General features: G+C 57.8%; 12 protein-coding genes and 5 pseudogenes. 10 read left to right on the top strand and 7 right to left on the bottom strand.

Going from position 1 to position 16,605, the window contains the following annotated elements; translation table 11 throughout:
- Window positions 1–202: 202 nt before the first annotated feature.
- Both VL15_RS42490 and VL15_RS38375 read left to right on the top strand, forming a co-directional pair.
- Complete coding sequence (locus tag VL15_RS42490; RefSeq protein ID WP_155420423.1) at window positions 203–1,738, top strand: hypothetical protein; 1,536 nt, start codon at window positions 203–205, stop codon at window positions 1,736–1,738.
- 708 nt (window positions 1,739–2,446) lie between these two features.
- Window positions 2,447–3,313 (top strand): annotated as a pseudogene (locus tag VL15_RS38375) (IS3 family transposase); the annotation flags it as partial.
- 882 nt (window positions 3,314–4,195) lie between these two features.
- On the opposite strand, the gene sctW reads toward VL15_RS38375, so the two are convergent.
- Complete coding sequence (gene sctW / locus VL15_RS38370; protein ID WP_080971120.1) at window positions 4,196–5,272, bottom strand: type III secretion system gatekeeper subunit SctW; 1,077 nt, start codon at window positions 5,270–5,272, stop codon at window positions 4,196–4,198.
- Window positions 5,259–7,109, bottom strand: coding sequence for a type III secretion system outer membrane ring subunit SctC (gene sctC / locus VL15_RS38365; RefSeq protein WP_196319687.1), 1,851 nt, complete (start codon window positions 7,107–7,109; stop codon window positions 5,259–5,261). The genes sctW and sctC overlap by 14 nt, the downstream gene beginning before the upstream one ends.
- Window positions 7,110–7,543: 434 nt before the next feature.
- On the opposite strand from sctC, the pseudogene VL15_RS41485 reads away from it, so the two are divergent.
- From VL15_RS41485 to tnpC, 4 genes and pseudogenes are all read left to right on the top strand, one after another.
- Window positions 7,544–7,849 (top strand): annotated as a pseudogene (locus VL15_RS41485) (helix-turn-helix domain-containing protein); the annotation flags it as partial.
- A gap of 123 nt (window positions 7,850–7,972) precedes the next feature.
- Window positions 7,973–8,386: an IS66-like element accessory protein TnpA gene (tnpA, locus tag VL15_RS38360; RefSeq protein WP_048252100.1), complete on the top strand. Its 414-nt coding sequence runs from the start codon at window positions 7,973–7,975 to the stop codon at window positions 8,384–8,386.
- Between the two features lie 23 nt (window positions 8,387–8,409).
- Window positions 8,410–8,730 (top strand): IS66 family insertion sequence element accessory protein TnpB, encoded by a 321-nt coding sequence (gene tnpB, locus VL15_RS38355; RefSeq protein WP_268991255.1) that lies wholly within the window; start codon window positions 8,410–8,412, stop codon window positions 8,728–8,730.
- A 77-nt stretch (window positions 8,731–8,807) separates the two neighbouring features.
- Window positions 8,808–10,130: pseudogene (gene tnpC / locus VL15_RS38350) on the top strand (IS66 family transposase); the annotation flags it as partial.
- Window positions 10,131–10,211: 81 nt separating this feature from the next.
- Here the strand turns inward: tnpC and VL15_RS38345 are convergent.
- The 4 genes from VL15_RS38345 to VL15_RS42960 all read right to left on the bottom strand — a co-directional run bounded on the left by VL15_RS38345 (window position 10,212) and on the right by VL15_RS42960 (window position 12,705).
- The gene (locus VL15_RS38345) at window positions 10,212–11,222 is read right to left on the bottom strand and encodes a tyrosine-type recombinase/integrase (protein WP_048252098.1); all 1,011 of its coding nucleotides are present in this window, start codon (window positions 11,220–11,222) and stop codon (window positions 10,212–10,214) included.
- The gene (locus VL15_RS38340) at window positions 11,219–12,163 is read right to left on the bottom strand and encodes a tyrosine-type recombinase/integrase (RefSeq protein ID WP_048252105.1); all 945 of its coding nucleotides are present in this window, start codon (window positions 12,161–12,163) and stop codon (window positions 11,219–11,221) included. The genes VL15_RS38345 and VL15_RS38340 overlap by 4 nt, the downstream gene beginning before the upstream one ends.
- Complete coding sequence (locus tag VL15_RS43910) at window positions 12,160–12,480, bottom strand: tyrosine-type recombinase/integrase (RefSeq protein ID WP_419188715.1); 321 nt, start codon at window positions 12,478–12,480, stop codon at window positions 12,160–12,162. The genes VL15_RS38340 and VL15_RS43910 overlap by 4 nt, the downstream gene beginning before the upstream one ends.
- 87 nt (window positions 12,481–12,567) lie before the next feature.
- On the bottom strand, window positions 12,568–12,705 hold the full coding sequence (locus tag VL15_RS42960) for a hypothetical protein (RefSeq protein ID WP_196319686.1): 138 nt from the start codon (window positions 12,703–12,705) through the stop codon (window positions 12,568–12,570).
- Between the two features lie 48 nt (window positions 12,706–12,753).
- Between VL15_RS42960 and istA the strand changes: the two genes are divergently transcribed.
- Window positions 12,754–14,304, top strand: coding sequence for an IS21 family transposase (gene istA / locus VL15_RS38335; protein WP_048252104.1), 1,551 nt, complete (start codon window positions 12,754–12,756; stop codon window positions 14,302–14,304).
- Window positions 14,305–14,319: 15 nt separating this feature from the next.
- A complete protein-coding gene (gene istB / locus VL15_RS38330; protein ID WP_048252097.1) occupies window positions 14,320–15,069 on the top strand; it encodes an IS21-like element ISBmu3 family helper ATPase IstB in 750 nt (249 codons plus the stop codon).
- 83 nt (window positions 15,070–15,152) lie between these two features.
- Here istB and VL15_RS38325 read toward each other — a convergent pair whose 3' ends face one another.
- Complete coding sequence (locus VL15_RS38325; RefSeq protein ID WP_053077796.1) at window positions 15,153–16,094, bottom strand: tyrosine-type recombinase/integrase; 942 nt, start codon at window positions 16,092–16,094, stop codon at window positions 15,153–15,155.
- A gap of 120 nt (window positions 16,095–16,214) precedes the next feature.
- Between VL15_RS38325 and VL15_RS42955 the strand changes: the two are divergent.
- A pseudogene (locus tag VL15_RS42955) lies at window positions 16,215–16,280 on the top strand (plasmid pRiA4b ORF-3 family protein); the annotation flags it as partial.
- Window positions 16,281–16,311: 31 nt separating this feature from the next.
- A pseudogene (locus tag VL15_RS38320) lies at window positions 16,312–16,605 on the top strand (DDE-type integrase/transposase/recombinase); the annotation flags it as partial.

Raw genomic sequence — 16,605 nt, 5'->3', positions numbered from 1 at the left:
GTCCGTTTGTTTCATGCCCTACATGTTCGCTTGCTCGTCGATCCTCCGCAAGCACATCCGGGGGCGTGTTATGCAGAGCATCCCTAAGGCGGTGGTTTGATTTGCAAAAATCAGGGAGCGCTTTCTGAAAGCGACGGTGACGTTATTTTTAGTATCCCAAATTAATTGTGGTCAATTTTTATTGAGTGAGCAAAGGGGGTGGATGTTGTTGATCGGTGCGTCATTTAATGCTATTTCGCCTTGCGCGTCAGGCTCAAGTAATTCTGCGGAGCGGCTTGAGTCTTTGGAGAAATGGGCGAGCGAGTCACTCGGAGGAGATGAGAGGCTGGCGAGTGATATTATCAGATCGGCCATTTCTAATTGCAGTGTCGAGTGTGATCTATCTGGATTGTCGCTGAAAAGTCTTCCGGAAAGTAAAGATATCTGCCTTATGGTGATTCGTGGAACCCCTGATCTTTGTCGGCTTGTTCCGGATGCCGTTTTTGAAGAGCTGGTTTCCGTTGAGGGGAATTTGGCTGATACGAGTGTTGGCAAGTTTCTTCGCGGGGAAAATATAGAGCGACAATTTAATCGAAATAACTCGCCAATTCTTGTTACATCGTTTTCCGGGAAAACGAATATCAAGGATTTTGATATTGAAAAACTGAATGGTGCGTCGCAAAACAGGAAGGATTCGTATTCGTCTGGGCGAGGCGGTGGGGTTGCCAATTTTTCTGGATCCGTATTATTTAAAGGATGTAAAGATGTTCTGTTCGGAACGGCGACATCGAACGCAAATAATCGAAATCTTGTTGAGTATCGAAATCAACTGACGGAGAGTCTCGGTGATTGTGATGAAATGGGTAGGATTGAAATCCAGGAGGAAATGGATGAGCTGGATGCGGTTATTCAGTCAAAGCGTATTGACGAGATGTCTTTTGGGGCGGTTATTGATGAGGATCGTATTCGGGTGCAAAATGCCTTTCCGAGTCAGCATAATTCTCTAAATTTTGCGCATCGAGAGGTGGTCGATATCAATGGGAAGGCCTTTGTTCGGGGGGTAGGGGAGTCGGGTGGCTTTCGGGATAAGCATTTTAAAGTTGATAAGGAGTCTGGAGGAGTGTTTGAGAGGTTGGCGGCGAAGGATGATCTTTTGGCGGTCAAAAAACACATAGAAAAAGGTAGGCTGGCCGACAGGGAGCACATCAATAGTTTGGTGAATTATGATCCCAATCTTAGTGAAGTGTTATTTCTTCCGATTGGCGATTATTTTTCTGCAATTTCTGCTGCATATATCGACTTTTCGTCAGGATTTGAGGCGAATGATATTTGTGGCGTAAATGACTATTTACGCGAAAATATGGGTGACATTATTTCTTTGTTTGAGAAAATTGGCGAAAAGCCAGTCTTGTGCATATTTAATAATGAGCGAAATGAAAGAGAGGTAAGGCAGATCTTTTTGGATTCATCTCTGGGTGTTCCTTTTGTAGAGGCTCTTGATGTGGCCGAAGTAGGATTGAATAGATACACTACTTCGCGCAGTGCGGAGCACTCGATTCGCGAGTATCCGGAGAACAGTCTTGCGCCTTCGGACTGGAGCGGGAGCAACGTAGCGGACGACGACGGGCAATTGTCAGACAGCAATACCGAGAACTTGGTTCAAGCGATGGCGGCGGCATCTCCCGGCGTGGCAACCACGACCTCGGCGCCGGAAGAGAAAAAGATGCAATATCCCACCTTGACCACCAATTCGCATTGACGGTGCGGCGGTCACGTTTGCCAATGTTTACTTAAGTGATCTGCTATTGGAATTCTGCACAGAAGTAAGTGGTTGAGTTTCGACGCGCGCGGCGTCCCGGAGCAAGTTGGGATGCGCGTGCCGGCAGGTCCCGGTCAGGAACTCGTGCTTATGGTGTGCGAGGTTCCTGCGTCGGGCAAGCGTTGCATCGTGCAAGACATGATCGATGCTACCTTGACTGATCAAGCGGCGCGGGTCGGTAAACCACGACGTTCGATGGCAGCATTCGCCTGCAGGCGATGACGAACGATTAGCGTGGAGCAGGTTTATCGTATCCTGGCCGTCCGGCTGCCGCGCTTTGTCTCGTTCAGCTGTCGACGCTGCGGCGCTATCGGGCAGTTGACCCGGTGGAGCTGCACGCGACTGCCCATGATCTTGCCCGCATTCGTCCGCGCGCGGGCCACGAGCAGTAGCGGGGAAGAGGGGGATGCAAATTGAGGTGGACAAGATAATCTTTCTTATCACTACATCATCATTTCATTGCCAAACTCGGCGAGCGGAAAACGGCGTGCCGCGCAGCGCGGTCGCCGAATTGACACCGTCGCGGCGCCGCACCGGTGACAACTTTACTTCGCGCGCGGCAAGTGATTGATTTTATGAATGTTTCTCTTGCTGGGCGACGGCTGGCGGGGGAATTGACAAGTTTATTAGCGAAGTTGTGGCAACTTTGCTTTGTTCTACGGGGGACGACCGATGAAGACGGTCTGTGAAGTCCTGGGTGTGTCGCGCTCGAATCTCACGGTCAAATCGAAGCGCCTCGCTGAATGGGTCGACCGGCGCAAGACACCTGCACTGGACGATATGCCGCTCATCACCGAACTGCGAGAACTGATTGGCGAGCTGCCTACGTATGGCTACCGGCGTGCCTAGGCGTTGCTGAGGCGAAACCGAGACGCGCTGGGCCAACCTCGCGGCAATGCAAAACGGGTCTATCGCGTCATGCGTTTCCACGGCTTACTGCTCGAACGCCGACCTCGTCATGCCCCATCTACTCGTCGGCACGACGGCAAGGTTGCGGTGGACAGGAGCAACGTCCGCTGGTGTTCGGACGGTTTCGAATTCCGCTGCGACGACGGCGCGCCCTTACGCGTCATCTTCTCGCTGGACTGCTGCGATCGGGAAGCCATGAGCTGGGTTGCGACCACGGGCGGCTACACCGGCGACATGGTGCGCGACGTCATGCTTCAGGCTGTCGAAAACCGCTTCCACGGCGCGCTGCGGACCGACGGCGAAATCGAGTGGTTGAGCGACAACGGTTCCTGCTACATTGCCGACGAGACGCTGACGTTCTCGCAACAAATCGGCTTGAAGCCGGTCACGACACCCGTGAGAAGTCCGCAGAGCAACGGGATGGCCGAGAGCTTCGTCAAAACGATGAAGCGCGATTACGTGTCGTGGATGCCCAAGCCCGATGCCCGAACGGCGCTGCACAACTTGGCCATTGCGTTCGACCACTACAACGAGTCGCATCCGCACAGCGCCCTGAAATACCGCTCGCCACGCGAGTTTCGCCTGCGAGCAAATTCTCCAACCTAAGCGTGACCGCGTGTCCGGTCATGCAGGGGCAAGTCCACTGGCGACCTGTCACCTGTAGAGTTTGAGCGGCGCTACGCGCTAAACGGCTCGTGAGTGTCTATGAAACTTTGGCCGGTCCACTATCGCGGACGAAATGGAGCAGGTTAGGGTCAGAGGACTTCACCGTATCGAGATTCGTGACGCGAAGGGACATCCTGTGGCCGTAACCCTTGAGCCTCGTTATCGGAAAATGACGATGCTAACGCCAATCGGCAAGCAGAACCGCTATCCGGCATTGCAACTCACGGTGATTCGCGCGCAAGAGCGCAATGCGCTGCCTGGCCGCCCCAGCATCGAATGGAAGCTGCAGACCAATCTCCCCATCCGATCACAGATCACGTGCCGAGGCAATCCAGAAGCTCGACTGGTACGCTTTGCGCTGGAAGATCGAAACGTCCCACAAGATTCTCAAGTCCGGACTCGAAGTTGCGCACCGCCGATCGGCTTGCGAATCCGACCTCCGTGTTTTGCATCCTGAACTGGTGCATATTTGGGCTCACCATGATCAGCCGGTGTGCGCCGCAAGTTCCGCCCGACACGGTGTTCACATCGACCGAAATGGAATTACTCGAAGCGTGGTCCCGGACTTGCCACTCAGGCGCCAACGCTCTCGCAACACCTGATCAAGGTCGCGTGGCTTGGGGATATCTGACCCGTGCCGGTGATTCGCCTCCAGGCAATTCCGTTATGTGGCGCGGTCCGCGGCGCCTCACTGATATTCAACTGGCTTATGAGCTCGCCCTGAATCGGAGTGGGTAATTGCAGGGCTGACCGTGTACGCCCAAACAACGGTTGGCGATAGCCACATAGCTTGTCCTTCCGAATCTAGATAAAAGCGAGGAATTAACCTCGACGCTCCCGCCGGTACACCATGGTCATCATTCTTTCTAGATCGACGGTGATCCGGGAGTACGCATCATTCTCTGAAAATAGAGATGGCGGGACTTGCCGGAGGGCCCGTTTCAATATACGTAACAACGTGGCCTTTACGGTCCAGTCTGCCTCAGTCATCCAATATCGGCTCAGTTCAAGCAGGGCCGCCTCTAATGCATTCGCGTCCTGAAGTATCTGGATCATAAAGATGAGCCAGTCTTTTTCACTGGACTTATTTTCGAGAAATGGTGTTTCGGACATCATTCCAATGAATTGACGATCCGCGCAGCGCAGCGATCTGATCTGAGTCATTCGCTGTAGAAAATCGCCGAACGCGGTTAGTTGGCAGCTAGGATCGACGGCTGTCATGTCCGCCAGCAGTGCGCCTTCAATAAATTCGATAACGCCGTCGCGTCTTTCGTGACCATAGCAGTCAATCCAATCAGCATAGATATCGATTGGACTGCTATCGTTACCAAGGAATTCTCGATAGGTTTCTCGTAGAAGCGCCGGCTTCAGTTGCAACTTGCGGCCCGCTAGCCTCGCTTTGAGGCCACTGTTGATCCCCGCCTTTCGTCGCTGCGGGGGCGTCGTTTCTTCTAAATCCTTCAGCAAGCGATCAAGTCGCTTACGCACTGCCTTTTCCATTTCCCTTCGGCGCAATAGCTCTTGTAATACTAGGGTAAGGTCACTTGCGTCCGGAAACTGCTGCTGAGCAATGTTTTGCAAATCCTTCGCGGTTAGATGGGGCCGACATGCGGCATCCATGAGCTGATCGGCCTTGCCGTGGACGTCTTCCTCCAACACCCTGTCGAAATTTTCCGATAGGGTCATGCCTTTCCGCTCGAGCTCGCGGCGGCGCCCGAACTGAGCCATCGCAGAACTCATATTATCTGCGACAGCAAGGGTGAGTGTCAGTCCACCGATCGTTGCTGAGCTCTCTTCCTCTGCCTCGCTTGATCTTTGTGCTGCTTCGTTTGCTTTTTCATCCAATCGAGGCTGAAGGAGCGGGCGCTTGAAGCCGCTATTGCCGTCAATGTGTGCCATTGGAGTTTTTGCTATTAGTGTGATTCATATAATTACGGATTTCATCGATGAGGGCAGATTCCGCTATTCGCGGGTTGTCAATCAAAGACTGACCAAACGAGTCGGCATCTGGTGACAATGGACTGTCGATCAATTTTGGCTGAATTAGGAACATGCGTACGGCGCTGGAATTGGTATGTGTCTTGTAACGAAATAGTGCGCCAACGAACGGAATGGACGATAGACCAGGTACCCTCGTTTCGGTGGTGCTGACCTCATCCCTTGTATAACCACCAATCAACAAGCTTTTTCCTCTCGGTACACGGGCGACAGTGCCGATCTCCGTCCTGCCGACAGTCGGAAGGCCATCGACACTCTCGGTAGTGCCGTCCGCAGTTTGTACCTGGTTGCCGTCTTCGATATTCAGCAACATTTCGATTTCGTCGCCATTATCAGATAAACGTGGAAGTACGTTGATCATCGTTCCGTAGGTGACTTGGTCAAGTTCGGCGTAGCGCTCGCCGACAAGCTTAGTGTAGAAGGTGCGATTGTTATCGAAGACGGCAGGGGTATTCTCTTGAGTCAGCACAACCGGTCGGGAAACTATCTGAGCCTTGCCTTTCTCGCTCAATGCGTTAATCTGGGCCACGAACTGTGTGCCATCCAGTGTGCTGATCGATCCGGCGTTCAGCGTCGCAGTAAAGCTGCCAGTGTGAACCTGTCCTTGCCATTTGATGCCAAGTGCATCCATATTGCTCTTTTCAACATCGATGATCCACAGATTCAACTCGACGTGCCGCTTGGCTACGTCCAGGGCGGCAGCCAGATTTTCAATCAATTGAACCTGACTAGGAGTACCCTTGATCACGAGGCTGTTGGTATCTGGATAGGCCACGATGCGGATGGGTGTGGTCTGAGTGGACGTGGCTTCGTTCCCAGGGAGTGGAGACGCGGGCGCGGTTGAGCTGGATATAGAGGCCGGCGCCGTCGTGAGGGAATGTGTGCCGTCTGTCTGTGGCAATGGGGGCAGGGGATTGGCACGTGGGGTTGTCTCCGAGTTGGTGCCGCCCACCACCGTGGTTTGGATCTTCGTATCGCTATCTTGGAGGATATTGGCTATGACGCTTGCCATACCGGGTATAGTGACAGTCTGGCTGCGCAGAGGGAATTGACGGTCGGTTACGAACGTGTTCTTTAGTCGAATCACGCCAAAGTTTTCCTTCGGATTGCTTTCGACATCGCGCGATTTATCCATATAGGCTGCGGCGTTGACGATTAGATCGACATATGCCGGCGGTCCGGATACGTAAAATGTCTTTTCAAGCGGCTGGCCTCGCAATGGGAAGCGTGGATCCAGAAGTCCGGAGCGCCGAAGGAAGCTTTCAAAAACGGGCATCGATACGCGCTTTAGTCCTACCACCGCACTTTTAATTTCTGAGTTATCGTAGATGTAGATGGCTTGCCCGTCCGAGTACCAGATTAATCCTAATTTCTCAGTGATCTGTGTCAAAAGTATGCGTGGTTTACTAACGTCGAACTGTCCGCTAATCTGCTTTTTCGCGGCTTTGTTGCTAACTACGATTGGCTTGCCGATACGAGCCGAGAGTGCTTCGAGAAAGGCCCGAAGATTCTCCCGGTCGGCCACGTAGCCATCGTCCAAAGCTGGGGAATGTGTTGGGTTGATGGATTCCTGTGTCGCTTGAGATGGTAATGTGTTACTAAGGGGCTGCGTTTTCGCAGAATGATCTTGAGCGGCGTTTTCGCCGACGCGAGTTTTTTCGGCATGAGCGGGAGTGATGTCGAGGGTGCCGAATAGGAGAGCGGCCAGAAGATATGAGTTTAAGAATATAGTTTTCATCAGGCGTTCGTAGCCAGGGACGGTTGCATTGCGAGTGCGATGTTGTATGGCGCACCTGAGGTTAATGAGGAGATGCCAGCTGATCTTGATGAAATTCTGATGGATCGGCCGCACGACAAGCATGCTCCGGCACATTTCTGAGGTTTCCTCGGTTTTTCGCCTTCCAACGGTCCCAATCGGACACGTGAACACTATCGAATCGGGATCGCACTCCAGGAGCGTCGGCGGCGGCAACGCTATAGTGAGGAGTGCAAGGCACAGGTGGTAGCGGCCTGCCAGGGAATCGGCGTATCGGCGGTGACGCTGGAACACCGAATGTGGTCAATGAACGACGCCTGTCGTAGACGAGGCGTAATTTGAGAGACTCAACGTAGTCCGGCAGGCATGTTCTAAGGTGTGTGATTCATAGACATCGTTTCAACTAGAATGAGGCGATGGACCGAGAGATTGCCGCACGATTACGTTGGGTGCGCATGTATTACGAGACCGGCAATGCCAGCCTCGTGCGCGCGCGATGTGGCATCTCCAGACCGACGCTTCGCAAATGGCTGCGTCGCTATCAGGAAGCTGGCGAAGAAGGTCTTCGATCCCAAAGCCGTCGTCCACTCCGCAGTCCAAACTGGAAGGTCACAGAGGCCGATCGGGCGACAATCGTCCGACTACGGGCCGAGCGCAAAGGTGCGCGTCGGATCCAGAATGAACTGCGACTGCACGAGCAACAGGAACTAGCCCTCGTGACCTGACCCTGCCCTGAATTCACGTACAGCAAGAAGTTTGATAACTTTTTGTCTGTATGTAAGCGTGTCCCCAGCACCGTCTCGACGATGTGAAAGGAAGTTGCCAAAGTAGTCCCCACCAAAGTAGTGGGGACCAAAGTGGCAACAGATACGCCGAAGAGAACTTCACGCAAAGGCATCCCGAATCACCCGATCGAATTTCGACGGCATCTGGCCAAGCTGGCCTGCGAGCCGGATATATCGGTGGCGCGTCTGGCGATGGAGCATGGGGTGAATCCGAACCTGGTGTTCAAATGGCGTCGAGCATTGCGTGCCGGCGAATACGATCCGGTGGATTTGCTGCCCGTGACCGTGGAGGCACCGGCGCAAGAGATCGAGCAACCGGCCCCGGCCCCGGCGCCGGTCGCCAGTGCCGCTCCGGCAGGCGCCATCGAGATCAGCGTAGGCAACACCCGAGTGCGCATCGAAGGCTCGCCGCATGAAGCCACGCTGTTGCTGGTGCTCCGTATGTTGCGCGGCACGTCGGGACCGACAGCATGATCTGACTACCTAGCCACACGAAGATCTGGCTGGCCGCCGGCGTGACCGACATGCGCTCGGGCTTCAATAGCTTGGCCGCGAAGGTCCAGACCGTGCTGGAGCGAGACCCGTTCAGCGGCCACGTGTTCGTGTTCCGCGGCAAGCGTGGCGATCTGGTCAAAGTGTTGTGGTGGAGCGGCGACGGCATGTGTCTGCTGATGAAACGCCTGGAGCGCGGTCGGTTCGTGTGGCCACGTGCCGATGGTGACGTAGTGTGCCTGAGCCAGGCGCAACTGTCGATGCTGCTCGAAGGTATCGACTGGCGGCAACCAGTCCGCACGACGGAGCCGACATCGGCGTTGTAAACTTGTCGGCCGCCGCGTAGACTGCCGGCATGACCACGGCAAACGCCTATCCGGACGACGTCGAAGCGCTCAAGGCCATGCTGCTTGAGCGCGATGCACGCATTGGGCATCTGGAAGACGTGGTCGAATCGCACAAGGCGGCGAACGCCACCGCCAAGGCCGAGATCGAGCATCTGAAGCTGCTGATCGCGAAACTGCGCCGCATGCAGTTCGGCCGGAGCTCCGAGAAGCTCGACCGTCAGATCGAGCAGCTCGAGTTGCGACTGGAAGAGCTCGAGGCCGACGAAGGCGCCGCCCCCATCGAGATTCCGAAGACGCCGCGTACCGCACCGGAACAAGCGCCCCGCAAACCGCTCCCCGAGCATCTGCCACGCGAGATCCTGACGTACTGGCCGGAATCGTGCGAAACCTGCGCGGCGTGCGGCGGCCCCATGAAGCAACTCGGCGAGGACGTCTCCGAGCAGCTGGACTATGTACCGGCCAGCTTCCGCGTGATCCGCCACGTGCGCCCGAAACTAGCATGCACGTGCTGCGATCACATCGCACAAGCTGCAGCGCCGAGCCGCCCCATCGAGCGCGGCCTGGCTGGTCCGGGCTTGCTGGCTCATGTGTTGGTCTCGAAGTTCGCGGACCATCTGCCGCTGTACCGCCAGTCGGCGATCTATGCGCGTGAGGGTGTCGATCTGGATCGCTCGCTGCTGGCGAAATGGGGGGGGCATGGTGCGAGCCTGATGCAACCGCTGGTCGACGCCTTACGCCGGCACGTCATGGCAGCCACCAAGCTGCATGCTGACGATACGCCTGTGCCGGTGCTCGCGCCGGGCAATGGCAAGACGAAAACCGGACGGCTGTGGGTCTACGTGCGCGACGACCGGTACTCAGCCGACATGACGCCGCCGGCCGTTTGGTTCGCCTATACGGCCGACCGCAAGGGCATCCATCCGCAGCAGCATCTCGAATCGTTCAGCGGTACGCTGCAGGCCGATGCCTATGGCGGATACCAGGCGATTTACGAAACCGGGCGGGTAGCCGAAGCAACCTGCTGGGCACATGCTCGGCGACAGTTCTATGAACTGCATGCCGCGCGGCCGAATGCCTTGAACACCGAGGCGCTGGAGCGTATCGGCGCGTTGTACAAGATCGAGGAAGCGATCCGGGGCAAGCCGCCCGATGAGCGACAGGCGTACCGGCAAACACATAGCAGGCCCTTGCTCGATCAGCTCCATGCGTGGCTGAGTACCACGCTGGAAACGCTCTCGCGCAAATCCGACACGAGTCGGGCGATTCTCTATGCGCTGAACCGGTGGGAAGCGCTTACGCGCTACTGTGACGACGGGCATCTGGAAATCGATAACCTGCCAGTTGAGCGCGCGTTGCGCGGGGTGGCGATCGGGCGCCGTTATGTCCGGTCCACGATTATGCTGAGTGCTCGTGGCGAGCCCCCGCTGTCAGGACGACTTGCCCCTTTCAACTACACATAATCAAAGCGCTTGCAGGAACTTCAGCAGCGCGTCCGTCGGATGGTAACGCGTGCCTCGGGTATTGGGCGGCGTGATTGCGGCCAGGGCACGCTCCTTCATGGTCAGATCAGCTTCAATGTATCCGTGGGTCGTCACCGGACTCTCGTGCCCGAGCCAAAGCGCAATGACCGTGAGGTCAACCCCGGACTGCAGCAAGTGCATCGCTGTCGTATGGCGCAGCGTATGTGGCGAGATCGTCCGTCCGCGCAGCGAAGCACATTGGGCCGTTGCAGTGCTTACAGCCCGTGCGATTCGTTCGGCTACGTTCGATCGGGTCATCGGCTTTCCCCAGCGGTTAGGCAGCAGAGGTTGAGTCTCTTGCAAGCCGGCGAATTCGATCCAGCGGCGAATCTCGACGGCAGTTTCCTTCCACAGTAGTACGGTTCGCTGTTTCCGCCCCTTGCCGTGCAGGCGTACCGATGGCGTGATGTCGAGTTCCAGGTCGTCGACGTGTATGCCGGTCAGCTCAGAAACACGAGCGCCGGTGTTGTAGAGCATCTTGAGGAGCACCCGATCCCGGCGTCCGTACCATGTCGTTGAGTCGGGTGCATCGATGAGCGCCTGAACTTCGTTTCTGGACAGGAACCCAAGCAATGGCTTGTCGAAGCGTTTCATCGGAATCGCGAGAATCTGCTGGGCGAGTAACAGCGCCGGAGGGCATTGGGTGGCGACGTATCGCGCGAAGGCCCGTATTGCCGCGAGCCTCGCATTTCGGGTCCGTACGGTGTTGTGCCGTGCAGCTTCGACATGCGCGAGGAAGCCGAGAATCAGCTCCGCATCGAAGTCGCCCAGCGTCAGTTTGGCCGGTGGCTTTCCGAGTTCGCGCTCGGCATAGGCCAGCACCAGCCGGAAGGCATCCCGGTAAGCGGCTACCGTTCTCGGACTGGCGGCCTGCTGTTGAAGCATGCGCTCGGCAAAGAAGCGCTGAAGCAATGCCGCGAACTCAGTTGGTTCGGCGAGTAGCGGGTTCATGTCGATGCTCCTTCGGCATAGCGGTGGAAATGCTCGCCAGCGATGGCCATCAGTTCCGGGATGCCTGTGAAGTACCAGTACGTATCGACTACCTTCGCGTGGCCCACGTGGATCGATAAGGCCGATAGACACCGCGCGACGTCCTCTTCCTGTTGATGGAAGCGCAAGGCGCTGCGTACGATAAAGGTATGGCGCAGATCGTGTAGCCGGTGATGCACGTAATCTCCACGAGGCTGCCAGCCAAGCTGTCTGCAAAGCGAATGCAGCGCATACAGCACCCTCCGCCGATCAACAGGTCGACCGTCGTCGCGCACGAAGAAGTGATCGGAGCCGGGACGCAAGACGAGGCGGTCACGTAGTTCCGCGTATGCCTTCAAATGTGGCGGGACGCTCGCATGCAAGGGAACGAAACGACGCTGATGACACTTGGCGTCCCGGATATCAAGTACTCCAACCTCGAGATCTACATCGGTTCGGGTCAGTGCCAGCGCTTCGGAGATACGCAGTCCGGTTGCCGCCAGTAACCCGAACAGCGTGCGGTAAGTGGCCGGACGTAAGCTTCCGGGCGGTCCAAGGCGGTCAGTCTCTACCAGGAGGGTTCGCAGTTCTACGTCGGTATAGATATGTGGCACAAGCCGTCGGTGTCCGGGGCCGAAGAGATTCCGCGGGGGTATGATCGTTTCCGCGTCCGTGCGCAAGCAGAATCTGGCAAAGCTGCGCAGCACCTCTATGCGCCGTGCCCAACGGATCCGGTTTGGACGCTTCGACGCCCGCGCCCAGTCTGCTGCGAGTTCCAGAGTGAACGTCTCCGCACCGCATTGATCGGCAAAGCGGGCAAACGATTCAACCTGTCGGCCATCGATTGTTAGCTCGAAGCCAAAGCTGCGGCGATAGGCAAGATATGCGGCCACGCGAGCCGTCCAGGTTACGGTGGCACTCATGATATGCTCCCCGGCCACGGCAGTGCGACGCTGCGCAAGCCTTCCAAATCGACACGCGCATACACCCTAGCTGTGTTCAAGCTCCGATGTCGCAGCAGGTCCGAGATCTCTTTGAGCGACACGCTGGCCTTCTGCAGCCGCGTTGCTGTCGAACGCCGAAGCACATGCGTACTGCAGAAATGATCCGCCAGGCCGCTGCGTGCAAACGCACGATTCATTGCATTACGGATGGCCGCTACGCTGAGGGGGACACCAAAGGGTGCACGGTGGCGCACGAATATGGCGCGACTATCGGTTCGGGGACGACCTTCCCGCAGATAACGAGTAAGGTGCGTATTTCGGTGAACGTGATCAGTGGTTCCGATTGATGGTGATCGGCCGTTTCGGTCGAAGGTGATCGCTGATCACCGGTTTCCGAAACGAGCGATCATCTTGCCGAAACAGGTGATCACGTTCCCGGAATGAGTGATCAGCGAACCGAAGCAGCTGATCACGCGACCGAAGCAGGATGGCCGTTCCGGCTCGGCGGTGGTGTTGCGCATGTGATCAACGACGGGCGTTAGCCTTGTCTCTTTTTAGGGGACAGGTTGATGCCAGCACATCGGATGAGCATGCGCAAACTGAAGGAAGTACTGCGGCTGAAGTGGGCGTGCGGCCTGTCGCACCGCCAGATCAGCCGCGCGATCGGCATCAGCGTCGGCGCCATCTCGGCGTATGCTGCGCGAGCCAGCGCGGCGGGCCTCGACTGGGACACCGTCGAACCGCTGGCCGACGACGAGCTCGAGATCAGGTTGGACCTGCCGGAGGAAGCAGCCGTCCCGACCCGCTGGGTCGAACCGGATTACGCGGTGATGCACCGCGACCTGCGCCGCAAGGGCGTGACGCTGCAACTGCTCTGGGAGGAGTACGTCGAGGCCCACCCAGGCCAACGCACCTACCGCTATACGCAGTTTTGCCAGCGGCACAAGGACTGGGCTGCAGCGCTGAAGCGCTCGATGCGTCAGCAACACCGCGCCGGCGAGACGCTGTTCGCCGACTTCGCCGGGCAAACCGTGCCGATCCTCGGCCGCGACGGCGGCGTCGCGTTCAAGGCCCACGTGTTCGTGGCCGTCCTCGGCGCCTCGAACTACACCTATGCATGTGCGACGCGTTCCGAGGCCATGCCCGACTGGATCGGCAGCCTGATCGACGCGTTGGAATTCTACGGCGGCGTTCCCGAGCTGCTGGTGCCCGACAACCCCAAGGCATTGATCGCCAAGGCCGACCGGTACGAACCGGTGCTGGGCAACACCACGCAGGACTTCGTGAACCACTACGCGACCGCCATGTTGCCGGCGCGGCCGCGCAAGCCGCAGGACAAGGCAAAGGTCGAGGTCGGCGTACAGATCGTCGAGCGCTGGATCCTCGCACGGCTGCGCAACCATCGCTTCTACAGCCTGGCCGAGCTGAACAAGGCGATCGGCAAGCTGATCGCCGACCTGAACCGACGTCCGTTCAAGAAGCTCGACGACAACCGCCGCGAATGGTTCGAGCGGCTAGACCGTCTGGCGCTGCGCCCGTTGCCGACACGCCGATACGAGATCGCGACCTTCGTGAAGTGCCGCGTCAACATCGATTACCACGTCGAAGTCGATCGCCACTATTATAGCGTTCCGCACAGCCTTGTGCGCCAAGAAGTCTACGCGCGCGTCACGCGCCACGGCGTCGAGATCCTGCACCGCGGCAAGCGCGTTGCCGCCCACGCTCGCAGCCGACTCCGGAACAAGCATACGACGTTGCCCGAGCATATGCCGGCGGCGCACCGCGCCCACATGGAATGGACGCCCGGGAGATTGCTGAACTGGGGCGCCTCCGTCGGCCCCGGTGCCGAAGCGATCGTCAAACACCTGCTGACCAACCGGCCGCACCCCGAGATGGGGTACCGCGCGTGCCTCGGACTGCTGTCGCTCTCGCGTAAGTATGGCAAGGAGCGGTTAGAAGCTGCCTGCCAGCGGGCGCTCGTGATCGGCTCACCGACACGCCGCTCCGTGCTGTCGATCCTCGAATCCGGTCTGGATCGACAGCCGGTGCCCCCGATTCCTCTCACCGAATGGCATTCGCCCGATCACGAGAACGTGCGTGGGCCTGATTACTACCACTGACCCAAGGAGGTCGCGATGTTGACGCAGCAAACCTTAACCCAGCTCAAGTCCCTGAAGCTCGACGGCATGGCCCGCGCATTCGAGGAACAAGCGGCGTTGACCGCCAGCACCAGCCTGTCGTTCGAAGAGCGCTTCGGCATGGTCGTCGAACGCGAGCTTGCCTGGCGCGATACCCTGCGGCTTGAACGGCTGCTGAAGTCTGCGAAACTCAAGAATCCCCAGGCCTGCATTGAGGACATCGAATACCGGCAGAGCCGCGGCATCGACAAGAGCGTCGTCGCCGAACTCGCGGGTTGCGACTGGATCCGTAACGCGCAGAACCTCATCCTGACGGGGCCGACCGGCGCAGGCAAGACCTGGATCGCATGTGCGTTCGGGCAGCAGGCGTGCCGACAAGGCTTCTCCGTGATGTACGTCCGTGTCGCCCGCCTGTTTGAGGAATTGAAGATCGCCCACGGCGACGGCAGCTTCACGCGGCGGCTCGAGCAGCTCGCCAAGATGGACGTCCTCTTGCTCGACGACTGGGGCCTGCAGGACCTCGATCAGAGTGCCCGAAATGACCTGCTCGAAGTGCTCGACGATCGCGTCGGCACGCGATCCACGATCATTACCAGTCAGCTACCGCTCGAACACTGGCATGCGTGGCTGCAGGACCCGACGCTCGCCGACGCGATCCTCGACCGGCTCGTCCATCAGGCCCACAAGCTGCCGTTGAAGGGTGAATCGATGCGAAAAACCAACGCCAAGCAGTCCTCCGCATCCTGATCGTGATCACCTTCGTTATAATCCATTGACCGCGCAACACCACCTTCCAAACTGATCACGTTCGCCGAAACGCCTGATCACCATCACCGAAATCCGCAAGTAAGGGCTTCGCCGGTCTGTACCGGCAGGGGCAGATGTTGCGCGCGCTGGCTCTTGGTGCGATGAAGCGTCACAATCCCGTTTCGCCAATCCACGCAGTCCAGCGTCGAGTGGGCGGCTTCATCTCCCCGCAGGCCGAGATCGAGTATGCAGCGGGCGATGGCATAGTCTCGTAGACCAACTGGATCGCTTACGTCGAACGCTTGCAGGAAGTGTCTGAGCTGAACGTCCGAGAGCACCTTCGGAGGACTCCGACGCGGCCAGTTTGCAATAGCTGGTAGTGTCGCGGCGAGTATCCGGGTATCGTCACCTCGCATCGCACGAAAGCGCAAATAGCTGCGCAGGCTCGTGCAAATGACACCGCGCGAACTGGGTTTCCAGCGGGCTGCAAGGTCATGCAGGAATGAGTCGATATCTCCAGTAGTCAGCCGTTCAATACTGGGAACGTTGCCCTCGAAGCGACTGGTAAAGAATGCCTCCAGATGTCGCACGCGGTAGGTGCACGTCGACGATGTCAAGCCACTGGTGTTCTGCAAATGATCGTGGAAACGCTGGAGCTCGACGACCATCGGGCTCATCGTTTTAGTGGTCGTCGCGCTCGCATTGGGCAACAGTTCAAGCAGATGATGGAGCGCCGCCCGCGTCTCCGATACGACAGACCGGCACGGTGCCGGACAGGCGCAGGTGGGGAAGTGAAGTCGAATGAAGCGTTCGATAAGCGCGTGGTCAATGCCCGTGACAGCCAACCGCTCAGACATCATCCAGTAGCTGAAATGTGCGGGGCAGCGAAGATAGGCCCCGATGGTACCCCTTGCATAGCGTCGGTTCTGCAGGGTCTCGATGTATGAAGTGATGAAGTTGCTCAGTGGGCCTTTCAACAGCCAATCTCGGCGAGCAAGGTGCGCCAAGCATGCGTCGGTGGACATGGTGATCTCCCGCGTGAGGTTTGCGGAATACCATGAAACCACCGATTATTATTCTCAGTTCTGGCCGACCATGATCGGGTTGTTGGCGCGTTGGCGATTCCGCGAGACAACACTCCATAGTTCGATTTGCGTGCTGCCAATGCCACGCTGCTACGCATGGCTTCCAATCGTTGGGGAAACCGGTAACTCACGCCGTCAACACGGTATCGGCTCCACGCTTACGCATCGCCTGACGGTGGCGCCGAATCTGTTGGATCGGCGTTTCGACGGCTGGCGTCCCAATCAGGCGTGGGTAAGCGACATCAACTTCGTCAGGACCGACGAGGGCTGGTTGTATCTGGCCGCGATCCTGGATCTGACGAGCCGGCGCATCGTCGGCTGGTCGATGTCCGAGCGGATCAACGCGGATCTGGTCTGCCAGGCGTTGCGCAGCGCGTGCTGGCAACGCAAGCCGCCACCGGGCTTGCTGCTGCACTCCGATCGCGGTGCTCAAGGCGGATTCAACCGGTCG

Origin of the sequence: Burkholderia cepacia (genome assembly GCF_001039005.1) — a bacterium.
GTDB classification, from domain to species: domain Bacteria; phylum Pseudomonadota; class Gammaproteobacteria; order Burkholderiales; family Burkholderiaceae; genus Burkholderia; species Burkholderia theae.
This window is presented reverse-complemented; position numbering and strand designations above follow the sequence as displayed.